This window comes from Oscillibacter sp., from assembly GCF_032060045.1.
Classification (GTDB): domain Bacteria; phylum Bacillota; class Clostridia; order Oscillospirales; family Oscillospiraceae; genus Oscillibacter.
In genome coordinates this window covers 1-10,227 of sequence record NZ_DAMBZJ010000056.1, presented here as the reverse complement: position 1 = coordinate 10,227, position 10,227 = coordinate 1, and the positions used below count along the sequence as shown (strand labels likewise).

General features: G+C 59.0%; 11 protein-coding genes. 9 read left to right on the top strand and 2 right to left on the bottom strand.

The annotated features are described in order from the left end of the window. Together yqeB and yqeC are read right to left on the bottom strand one after the other, a co-directional pair. Window positions 1-840: selenium-dependent molybdenum cofactor biosynthesis protein YqeB (gene yqeB, locus RT018_RS15010; protein WP_312943134.1), on the bottom strand; the 840-nt coding region annotated here is incomplete at its 3' end. 27 nt (window positions 841-867) lie between these two features. Further along, window positions 868-1,527, bottom strand: a complete 660-nt coding sequence (yqeC, locus tag RT018_RS15005) for a selenium cofactor biosynthesis protein YqeC (protein ID WP_312943133.1) — start codon at window positions 1,525-1,527, stop codon at window positions 868-870. Between the two features lie 151 nt (window positions 1,528-1,678). Here yqeC and moaA point away from each other — a divergent pair, with 151 nt between their 5' ends. The 9 genes from moaA to RT018_RS14960 form a co-directional block, all read left to right on the top strand. After that, complete coding sequence (gene moaA, locus RT018_RS15000; protein ID WP_312943132.1) at window positions 1,679-2,623, top strand: GTP 3',8-cyclase MoaA; 945 nt, start codon at window positions 1,679-1,681, stop codon at window positions 2,621-2,623. Window positions 2,624-2,723: 100 nt separating this feature from the next. Next, window positions 2,724-3,230, top strand: coding sequence for a cyclic pyranopterin monophosphate synthase MoaC (gene moaC / locus RT018_RS14995; RefSeq protein WP_312943131.1), 507 nt, complete (start codon window positions 2,724-2,726; stop codon window positions 3,228-3,230). Further along, entirely contained in the window at window positions 3,208-3,651 is a 444-nt protein-coding gene (locus RT018_RS14990) for an MOSC domain-containing protein (RefSeq protein ID WP_312943130.1), read from the top strand. Before moaC ends, RT018_RS14990 begins: the two co-directional genes overlap by 23 nt. Further along, on the top strand, window positions 3,648-4,670 hold the full coding sequence (locus tag RT018_RS14985) for a molybdopterin-binding protein (RefSeq protein ID WP_312943129.1): 1,023 nt from the start codon (window positions 3,648-3,650) through the stop codon (window positions 4,668-4,670). Before RT018_RS14990 ends, RT018_RS14985 begins: the two co-directional genes overlap by 4 nt. Window positions 4,671-4,831: 161 nt before the next feature. After that, the gene (gene modA / locus RT018_RS14980) at window positions 4,832-5,707 is read left to right on the top strand and encodes a molybdate ABC transporter substrate-binding protein (RefSeq protein ID WP_312943128.1); all 876 of its coding nucleotides are present in this window, start codon (window positions 4,832-4,834) and stop codon (window positions 5,705-5,707) included. Between the two features lie 131 nt (window positions 5,708-5,838). Next, window positions 5,839-6,507 carry a molybdate ABC transporter permease subunit gene (gene modB / locus RT018_RS14975; protein ID WP_312943127.1) on the top strand — a complete coding sequence of 223 codons (669 nt, stop codon included), beginning with the start codon at window positions 5,839-5,841 and terminating at the stop codon, window positions 6,505-6,507. After that, window positions 6,507-7,553, top strand: coding sequence for an ATP-binding cassette domain-containing protein (locus RT018_RS14970; RefSeq protein ID WP_312943126.1), 1,047 nt, complete (start codon window positions 6,507-6,509; stop codon window positions 7,551-7,553). Before modB ends, RT018_RS14970 begins: the two co-directional genes overlap by 1 nt. Window positions 7,554-7,596: 43 nt before the next feature. Beyond that, entirely contained in the window at window positions 7,597-8,097 is a 501-nt protein-coding gene (locus RT018_RS14965; RefSeq protein WP_312943125.1) for a MogA/MoaB family molybdenum cofactor biosynthesis protein, read from the top strand. Between the two features lie 239 nt (window positions 8,098-8,336). Further along, window positions 8,337-10,227, top strand: a 1,891-nt coding sequence (locus RT018_RS14960; RefSeq protein WP_312943124.1) for a FapA family protein, incomplete at its 3' end; no start/stop codon positions are given.

The window sequence follows — 10,227 nt, the reverse complement described above, 5'->3', positions numbered from 1 at the left end:
AAAACCTTCGGAAGCGCATTTCCCCGCCTCAAAGAAGTGGGCCATGGAAACTTTTGACGCATTGGTCAGGTGCAGCACGGCCTCCAGCACACCGCCACCCACCGCCAGCGCCTTATCCGAAGCGGTGAAGCAATTGGCTTTTTTGCCCCGGGGGTCCACATCTCCGACCTTCATCCCTTTAAACACCGGCGTTCCATCCGCCAGGATTCCCCGCAGCACACCAGTAAGCGTACACCGCAGCGGATGCCCCGCCACCTCGGCGACAATATCCCCCTCCTGCACCATGGCCCCAATATCCTGCAGTTGGTGAAACACTCCATCCGCAGGGGCCCTTAGAACCCGCTCACCGGAAAAGCCACCGATCAGACCGGGTATCCCCGTGTTGGGCAGAGCGGAGCCTTGATAATATACGCGGCCAAGGGTATGGCCCCGCATTGTTTCCACCACCGCGTGGCAGTCCACTCCCGCCGTAAAGCCGGGACCCACTGTCACTACCACCGGGGCATCCGCCAGCCTTGTACCCATATTTTTCTTTGCAAGAATCGCGTCCACCACCGCGTCGGGGCGCAGCTCCGGGATGCACGCTCCCGTCGGGTCCGGTAAAACAGGGATCACGCCCTCTTCCAGCAGGGCCAGCGCTTCCTCCACCGTCTCGGCCCGGACGGCTTTCACATCCTCAACTTCGGCTCGGCCCAGCACGATGGCCTGCGAAAAGCAGACTGTCCGCCGGATGGCCGTGGGGCGGGGCAAGTCGGTCATCACCACCGCAAGGCCGCTGCGCCACAGGCGCAGGGCAATTCCCGTGGCGATATCCCCCGCACCTCGAATTACTATCAGCATTGGTATCCTCCATTTCCGCAACAGCGGTTAAAATAGTTTCCCCAGCTTTAACGACCCTGCCACAGCGGGGCAGTTCAACAATCGGACCAATTCCTGCGCCTGAGCCGCAGCCAGCTCCGCCTGATTGATTAGAATTCCGGTGTGCAATTTCTCCGCCTTCAGCACTTTGGCAGCAATTCGGGGCGTTACCAAGTCGCCCTCTCCCGCGCCTGCCAGCGCCGCGTAGCGTTCCGGCCTGTGGGCCACCTCCCGAATGGGTTTTCCAAACCCCGACGCCCCCACCACGCAGATTATCTCTCCCGCCTCCGGCGGAATCACTGGCTCGTGGGGCGCGTGGGCCTTGAGAGGCAGATGGGCGGAGCCGTCGGCCTCCACCAGCACATAGTCAAACAAGGCTTTCAGCCGCGCCATGGGCACCGCCGGAGCGGCGAGTTTTCCATTGTCCAGCGAAGACCCCGCGCAAAGGAGCCTGCTTTGCGCCCGTGCCGCCAGCAGCCGCTCTTCTCCCGGCTCCGTCACGCAGGGCAAATCGGAGAAAGGATAAATTTTTGTCGTAGTGCACAGCAACACATTGAACCCGGCGGCTGCAAGTGTTTCTCCAGCCATGCGCAAAAGGGTGGTTTTCCCGCCCCCGCCGATCACGGCGGTGACGCCGGGACGCATTCCCAGAACCTGCGCCCACTTCATCGGCTTTCCCCCTTTTTCGTTCTTCTTTTAAAAGAATAACACAAACCAGTTCTTCTCGTCAAGACGACAGAAAACCATCTTTTCTTGACTTCCTTTACCAAAAATGCTACACTAATTCCGTTCACCTTTATATAGTATCACGGAGGTGCTTATGACCGACGGCTGCGGCCGCACAATCCAATATTTGCGGCTGTCGGTAACAGATCTGTGTAATTACCGCTGCCGCTATTGTATGCCGGAGGCGGGCGTTCATAAGCGTCCGCATCGAGATATCCTGTCGGTGGAAGAGTGCGTGGAAATCGGACAGGCGGCAGTGAGTTGCGGCGTGAAAAAAATTCGGCTCACCGGCGGCGAACCGCTGGTTCGCGCCGGGATATTGGAAATCTGCCGGGGCCTTTCTTTGATTGACGGGCTGAAGGAACTGTGCATGACCACCAACGGCAGTCTTTTGCCGGAGTTGGCCGCTCCCCTGCGGGATGCGGGCGTGGATCGCCTGAACGTCAGCGTGGACAGTCTTCGCCCCGCTGGTTTTTCTTATATCACCCGCCGGGGCTGTCTGGACGACGCGCTGGAAGGCATTGCGGCGGCGGAGCGGGCCGGATTTACAAAGCTGAAGTGCAACGTAGTCCTGATGGGCGGCATTAACGACGACGAAATTGTCGACTTCGTGGCCCTGACAGAGCACAAGCCCTGGGAAATTCGCTTTATTGAGCTAATGCCTATGGGAGAGTGTGCCCAGTGGGAAAAAAGTCGATTCATTCCGGCGGAGACAGTATTGGAAAAGGTCCCGGCTCTGCGGCCTCTCAAGTCCTCCGGTACGGCGGCGCGCTACGCTGTCCCTGGTTGGGTCGGAGCGGTGGGGCTGATTCGGCCTATGAGCCACCGGTTCTGCGGTCTTTGCAACCGTATCCGCGTCACGGCGGACGGAAAGCTGAAACCCTGTCTCCACAGTGATGAGGAGCTGTCGCTTCGCGGGCTCCACGGCCCGGAGCTGGTGGAGGCCATCCGGCGGGGCATTGCCCAAAAGCCGGAACGGCATCATCTGACGGAGGGCGGCAGCGACACCTTGCGGAATATGAATGAGATCGGCGGCTGAGCTTAGTCGCAAGCTCCACTTTGTTTGCTTTCGGCTTCGCCGAAAGTGCTTACAATGATTTTAAGGATGCTTTGCATCTGCAATAATAAGAGGTAGAAACATGGCACAGGAGTTGACCCACTTCAATGAGCAGGGCCGCGCCCACATGGTGGACGTGGGGGAAAAACCCGTCACGGCGAGGGAAGCACTGGCAGGCGGAGAAATCCTTGTTTCTCCGGAAGTTTTGGAGAAAATTCGGGCTGGAACCATGAAAAAGGGTGACGTTCTGGCGGTGGCGCAGGTGGCGGGCATTATGGCCGCCAAGCGCACCTGGGAGCTGATTCCTATGTGTCATCCTCTCCCTCTGACGAAAATCGACATCTCCTTTCATCTGGAAGACAGCCCCAGCCGCGTGGAAATTCTGGCCACCGTCTCCTGCGGCGGGGTCACAGGCGTTGAAATGGAAGCGCTCACTGCCGTTTCAGCCACGGCGCTGACGATATATGACATGTGTAAGGCCGTTCAGAAGGACATGCGCATTCAAAACATCCGTCTTTTGAAAAAAAGCGGTGGGAAAAGTGGCGACTACGCTGCGGAGGAAGCATATGGCGAAGGTAACATCGGTTAACATCAGTGAACAGAAGGGGACGCAGAAGCACCCTGTATCGGAAATTCAGCTAAAGCTCCGCCACGGAATCGTGGGGGATGCCCATGCGGGAGACTGGCACCGTCAAATCAGCCTTTTGGCAGAGGAGAGCGTGGATTCTATGCGCGCCGCCAGCCCCATTCCTCTGGACGAGGGTGTTTTCGCGGAGAACATCAACACCGTGGGCATGGATTTAAAGCACCTACCGGTGGGAACCCGTCTGCGCATCGGAGAAGCCGAGGTGGAGGTCACCCAGATCGGCAAAGAATGCCACAACGACTGCGCTATTAAGCAGGCCGTTGGCAAGTGCGTCATGCCCACCGAGGGAATTTTTGCCGTGGTGGTGCAGGAGGGAAGCGTCCGCGCCGGAGATGAGATCGAAGTTCTGGAGGTGAATGCATGAAGCTCATCAAAACGAGAGATGCCGTGGGTCATGTTCTGTGCCATGACCTGACCCAGATTATCCCCGGTGAATACAAGGGCGCCCGGTTTCGCAAGGGCCATGTGGTGGCGGATGAGGACATTCCCGTACTCCTCTCCATGGGCAAGGAAAATCTGTACGTCTGGGAGATGAACGCCGGAATGCTTCATGAGGACGACGCAGCGATGCGGCTGTGCGGCCTTTCAATGGGACAGAACATTCGCCGGACAGAGGACATTAAAGAGGGCAAAATTGAGCTGTTCGCAGTATGCGACGGTTATTTTACCGTGGATGCGGAGCGGCTTTTCGCGGTGAACTCCATCCCCGATGTGATGCTGGCCACCCGCAAGGGCGGCACGGCGGTGCACTCCGGGGACAAGCTGGCGGGCATGCGGGTCATTCCCCTGATCGTACCGGAGTCTACGCTGGAGGACGCGGAAACGGCGGCAGGCCCCGCCCCCATTTTGAACGTTCATCCCTATAAGCTGAAAACCGCAGGCATCGTCACCACCGGCAGCGAGGTGAAAAGCGGCTTGATTGAGGACCGGTTTACCCCGGCTGTCAAAAATAAGCTGGCGGGCGTGGGCATTGAAACCGTGGCTCAGATTTTTTCCGGCGACGGCGTGGAGAACGTGGCCACCGCAATCGGCGAGGTCCGGGCGCAGGGCGTGGATTTGGTGCTGTGCACTGGCGGCATGAGCGTGGACCCCGATGACAACACGCCCGGCGGTATTCGGGCAGCGGGGGCAGAAATCATCACTTACGGCGCGCCCGTCCTTCCCGGCGCCATGTTTCTGCTGGGCTATTTTTCAGACGGAGTGCCCGTCATGGGCCTGCCCGGCTGCGTGATGTTTGCGGGCGCCACGGTGTTTGATCTGGTTCTTCCCCGCGTGGCGGCGGGTATACCTGTCACCCGGAACGACATTGTGGCTCTTGGAAACGGCGGGCTGTGCCTTGGTTGCAAGCCCTGTCACTGGCCCATTTGCCCCTTCGGCAGATAAAGGTACTTCGCGCCTATACGGGCGCGTCCCCTTTGCATTTCGTTGGCCTCAATTGAGTATCACGGTCTGTAATTTCCTTCAGGAATTCAGAAATACAGCGCTTTACAAAGCGCAGCTCTTGGCGGCGGTGCCGCCGAACTATGAAAGGAAGGTTTGTACACATGAAAAAGGTTCTTGCACTCACATTGGCCATGGCGATGGCCTTGGCTCTGGCCGCCTGCGGCTCCACCGGCAGTTCTGGCTCCGGCTCCGCTCCTGCCGGTTCTTCCGCCGCCGGTTCCACCCCCGCTGCTGAGCCGGTGGAGATCACCGTCTTCGCCGCCGCGTCCATGACGGAGACCGTCGACCAGATTATTGAAGCCTACAAAACCGTGGCACCCAACGTCACCGTCATCCCCACCTACGAATCCTCCGGCACGTTACTGACCCAGATCAAGGAGGGTGCAGGCTGCGACCTATTCATCTCCGCCGCGCAGAAGCAGATGAACGCGCTGGACGGCTCCTTGAAAGACGACGCCGAGAAGAACCCCGACGGTCTGGACATGATTGACACTACCACCCGCGTCAATCTGCTGGAAAACAAGGTGACGTTGGTGGTTCCCGCGGGCAATCCCAAGGGGATCGAGAGCTTTGACCAGCTTGCCGAGCACCTGAAGGCCGGCGATATCCTGATGGCCATGGGCAACAGCGATGTGCCCGTGGGCCAGTACACCCAGAAAATTCTGGCCTTCTATAAGCTGGATGAGGCCGCTTTGAACACCGCAGGCGTGCTGACCTACGGCTCCAACGTGAAGGAAGTCACCACGCAGGTTTCCGAAGCTTCCGTGGATTGCGGTGTGATTTACGCCACCGACGCGTATTCTGCGGGGCTTACTGTGGTGGACAGCGCCACCGCCGAGATGTGCGGCCAGGTAATTTACCCCGCCGCCGTGCTCTCTGGCTCTCAGCATGCCGCCGAGGCGAAGGCGTTCCTCGACTATCTCTCCACTCCCGAATCCATGGCGATTTTTGAGGCTGTGGGCTTCTCTGCCGCATAATTTACTCATAACTTCCTGGCGGCACGGGGACCACAGTTTCCCCGTGCCGCCTTCCGAGGTTTTCTCTCCCTGCGATTTTTCCCCGGCGCGTTGAACGCCTTTGCGGGAGCCTCCCGCAGAAAGGAGCTCCCATGGACTGGTATCCTCTTTATAACTCTTTGCGAATTTCCGCCATTTCCACCGTGGCGGTATTTTTTCTGGGCCTGCTGTCCGCGTATTACATTGCCCGCCTGCCCCGGCTTGTAAAGGGCGTGTTGGACGTGGTGCTGACGCTGCCCCTGGTTCTTCCTCCCACAGTGGTAGGCTATCTGCTGCTGCGCCTGCTGGGACCTAACCGGATCATCGGAAGCTGGGTGCTGGAACAGTTCGGCGTGAAAATGGTGATGACCTGGTGGAGTGCCATTTTTGCAACCGTGGTTGTGGCGTTTCCCCTGATGTACCGCACTGCCCGGGGCGCGTTTGAGTCCTTTGACGAGACGCTGGCAGACGCGGGGCGAACGCTGGGCCTTTCGGGAAGTTACATTTTCTGGCGGGTGCGGATGCCCGTTTGTAAGCAGGGGATTCTGGCCGGGACCGTGCTGGCTTTTGCCCGGGCACTGGGAGAATATGGAGCAACGTCCATGATTGCAGGCTATACCCCGGGCCGCACTGCCACCATTTCCACCACTGTCTATCAGCTCTGGCGCACCGGGGACGATGCAGGGGCGACCCGTTGGGTGCTGGTGAATCTCGCCATCTCTGCCGTGGTGCTGCTGGCGGTGAATCTTCTGGAATCCCGACAGAGAGGGGGAACTCGCTGATGCTTCGTGTGGATATCCACAAGCGGCTGGGAACTTTTTCTCTGGATGCACAGTTTACGGCGGAGAATGAGACACTTGCGCTGCTGGGGGCCTCCGGCTGCGGAAAGTCCGTGACACTCAAGTGTATCGCGGGCATTCTCCGTCCCGATGAGGGCCGCATCGAGCTGGACGGACGGGTTTTGTTTGACAGCGCCGCCAAAATCGACCTTCCGCCCCAGCGGCGGGAGGTAGGGTATCTTTTCCAACAGTATGCCCTTTTTCCCAATATGACCGCCGCGCAAAATATTGCCGTGGCCGTGAAGAATCGGGCGGATCGGGACCAAGTGGTCTCCGAAAAACTGCGCCAGTTTCGTCTGGAGGATGTGGCCGCGAAGCGTCCCTCCGCCCTCTCGGGCGGGCAGCAGCAGCGCACGGCGCTGGCTCGTATTCTGGCCTCCCAGCCTCGGGCGATTTTGTTGGACGAGCCTTTTTCTGCGCTGGACAGCTATCTCAAATACCAGTTGGAATTGGAGCTTGCAGAAACTCTCGCCGCCTTCCCCGGATCAGTTTTATGGGTCACGCACGACCGGGGTGAAGCTTGGCGCAACTGCCACAGTGTCTGCGTGATGAACAGCGGAAAAAGCCAGGCCGTGCAGACTCTGGAGGAGTTGTTCCTCTCCCCCGGCACCGAATCTGCCGCCCGCCTTTCCGGCTGTAAAAACTTTACCGCCGCTGTCCCCGATGCCGGAACGGTCTTCCTCTCCAAATGGGGGATACGCCTTTTCTGCGGCCGCGCCGTCCCTCCGGAGATCAGCGTGGCGGGCATCCGATCCCATCACGTCCGGTTTGCCGCCAAAGGGGCAGAAAACGCTTTTTCCTGCACCGTGGAAAAAGTTATTGACGATGTGTTTGAAACCATTGTTCTGTTGCGCCCCCTTGGTGCGGCGCAAGATGCGCCGCTGCTGCGGATGGAACTTGACAAAGCCGCGTGGACGGCGCATGATGAAGAAAAAACCGTCACCGTATCTGTCAGGCCTCAGGATATTCTGCTTTTGCAAAAGGCTTGAAATGAATGTAATTTACGCGCCACGCGCCACAAGGAGGAGTTTAATGAATTGGAACGCCGCCGTTTTAACCGTCAGCGACCGAAGCTTTCGCGGGGAGCGCCCCGACGAAGGGGGTCCACTGATTTCCGCAATGCTGAAAAACGCGGGGTATGAGGTCCTGCGGACCGCCGTGGTCCCGGACGAACAGGAGGAAATCGCCCGCATGCTGCGGGAGTGGGCCGATGCGGGAGACGTGCGCCTGATTCTGACCACCGGAGGCACTGGCTTTTCTCCTCGGGACGTGACGCCTGAGGCCACGCTCTCCGTCTGCGACCGACCGACGCCCGGAATTCCGGAAGCCATGCGGTGTGCGTCCATGGCCGTCACGCCCCGGGCCATGCTGTCCCGGGCGGCGGCGGGCATCCGGAGCGGAACTCTGATTGTAAATCTCCCCGGCAGTCCTAAGGCCGCAAAGGAAAATCTCGAATCCGTTCTTCCCACGCTGGACCACGGGCTGCAAATGCTCTCCGGCGAGCAGGCAGACTGTGCCAAATTGAAAGACTGACAAAAAGCGGCCCCGCCGATTTTCGGCGGGGCCTTTTGCACATCACGGCGCTAAAAGCCTGTAAATCGTCAGTTCCTGTAAATTTAGCACAGTAATCCATTTGACCTTGGAAACATTTTGTGGTATAATTATACTGAATTGTGAAATTCTGTAACATTTTTCTTTGTGAATAAGCACACACGCAGCCGTTCCCCCACATTCACATTGGGGGCGACGCAGATGAAAAAACGGGAGTGATCATGATGTCGGAAAGCAGTGCTGGGAAATTTAAGAGGTTTTTTGGCGGCTTTGGCGCGCGCGACAAAAGTCGTGACAAGCAGCCGCCAGAGACGGGCCCCGACGAGCAATTGCCGGAGACAAGCTCCGATGAACAGACACCGGAGACAAGTCTCGACAGGCAGATTACCCCGGCGCAGCCGGATAAGCCGCAAGCGGTTCCTCCTGAGCCGTCTCCACCCTCTATCGAGGAGGAGGCCATTCCCATCCCGCTGGACAACCCGCTGAGGGAGGTCTGGCAAAAATGCGACCAGCCGGGGCTGCCCGCGCTGTCGCCCCTACCCCCGGCTCAGGGCGGTATGGATATCCCTCCAACAGCAATGAATGCAAGCGCAGTCAAGATACTAAGGGAGTTGCTTCCTCTTGCCCAGCGCTGGCTGATGATGGAGCGAGCATCTATTCAGGTTCACGCAGCACAGGAAGCGCAGGCTCGCGCCGCTGCACAGATGGCCTCGGCCAAATCGGATGAAACTTCTCCCTCTGCGTCCAGCGAGGAAGTTCCCGCTCCTTCCCCTTTGGAAGAAGAACCCACTGCGCCCGGAGGAGAAGTACCCACTTCTTCCGCACCTGACGCAGAAGCGCCTGCCCCCGTCCCCGCCGAACCTCCGGATGTGGACGAAATGGCACAGGTCGTTCTCTCTGAGGACGGCATGGCGGCGTGGCTGCTCCTGCTGCCCCCCAGCGGAAAAGGCAAGCGACTTACCGTGGCGGACGGACAGGCCTTGCTGCGGGAGGCCCGCGTCACCTTTGGCGTGGACCAGCGCGCTCTGTTCTCCGTCTTTACAAAAAAGCCCTATTTTAGCCTGTGCCCGGTTGCACGGGGCACCTTTCCCATAGAGGGGAAGGACGGCTGGACAAAGGAACACTTCCCCCGCGATTTCTCCCGCTTTACAGGCAATGAAGAGGGCGGCACCGTGGACTATCGCGCCCAGGCCTGCGTGCAAGTCATCGAAAAGGGTGCGGTCATCTGCGACATTTACCCTCCCACAGAGGGCGTCGCCGGAACGCGGGTGGACGGCGTTTCCGTTCCGCCCAAGGCGGTGAACCCCGCCCCCGTTCTCGCAGGAAACTACACCGCTCTCAGCGAGGACGGAACCAAGCTCCTTGCCGACATGGACGGCTTTTTGGACTTTCGGGACGGTAAGTTCCATGTTAAAAACATCTTGAATATTACTTCCGACGTGGATTATTCCACGGGGAATATTGATTTCCGCGGAGACGTAACCATTCAAGGCGACGTGCGCGAGCAGTTTTCGGTGAAGGCCACGGGCAGCATTTCCATCAGCGGCATGGTGGAAGCCGCCTCGGTAGAGGCAGGAGGCGACGTAATGATCTCCGCAGGCGTCTCCGGCAACAATCAGGCCATTATCCGGGGAAAGAACGTGCGTGCAAGGCATCTTGAAAATTGCACGGTTCACGCCGAGTGCGTGGAATCCGATTACATTCTCACCTCCCGCATTTTTTGCAGCGATTCTGTAGTGGCCGCAGGCAGCCGGGGCAGCATTATCGGCGGGCAGGTGGTGGCCGTCAATCACATCAAGGCCAACTCCATCGGTTCCCAGTCCGGCCGGAGCACGGAAATCACGCTGGGCGTGCAGCCCGAAATCCGGGAAGAGCTGCATGCAAACCGGAAAGAGCTGTCGGCCTTGCGGGACAAAGCCGCAGAGCTGCTCAAGCGGGCCATGTATCTGAAAAGACGTTTGGAGGAGCAGGGCCATGAGGACCGCCGCTCCACCGCGGAAATCCAAGCGGCCCATGACAGTCTGGTTCAGATGACCGAACGGGAAAAAACTCTGCTGGCCCGTCAGCAGGAGCTGACGGAAGCGTTGAGCCAGCTCCATCGGTGCCGCCTTG

Excerpts from the sequence above, each read along its gene's own strand:
- RT018_RS14985 (WP_312943129.1), top strand. The coding sequence starts at position 3,648 with ATGAAGCTCATCAAAACGAGAGATGCCGTGGGTCATGTTCTGTGCCAT.
- modB (WP_312943127.1), top strand. The coding sequence starts at position 5,839 with ATGGACTGGTATCCTCTTTATAACTCTTTGCGAATTTCCGCCATTTCC.
- yqeC (WP_312943133.1), bottom strand. The coding sequence starts at position 1,527 with ATGAAGTGGGCGCAGGTTCTGGGAATGCGTCCCGGCGTCACCGCCGTG.
- moaA (WP_312943132.1), top strand. The coding sequence starts at position 1,679 with ATGACCGACGGCTGCGGCCGCACAATCCAATATTTGCGGCTGTCGGTA.
- RT018_RS14965 (WP_312943125.1), top strand. The coding sequence starts at position 7,597 with ATGAATTGGAACGCCGCCGTTTTAACCGTCAGCGACCGAAGCTTTCGC.
- modA (WP_312943128.1), top strand. The coding sequence starts at position 4,832 with ATGAAAAAGGTTCTTGCACTCACATTGGCCATGGCGATGGCCTTGGCT.
- moaC (WP_312943131.1), top strand. The coding sequence starts at position 2,724 with ATGGCACAGGAGTTGACCCACTTCAATGAGCAGGGCCGCGCCCACATG.
- RT018_RS14990 (WP_312943130.1), top strand. The coding sequence starts at position 3,208 with ATGGCGAAGGTAACATCGGTTAACATCAGTGAACAGAAGGGGACGCAG.
- RT018_RS14970 (WP_312943126.1), top strand. The coding sequence starts at position 6,507 with ATGCTTCGTGTGGATATCCACAAGCGGCTGGGAACTTTTTCTCTGGAT.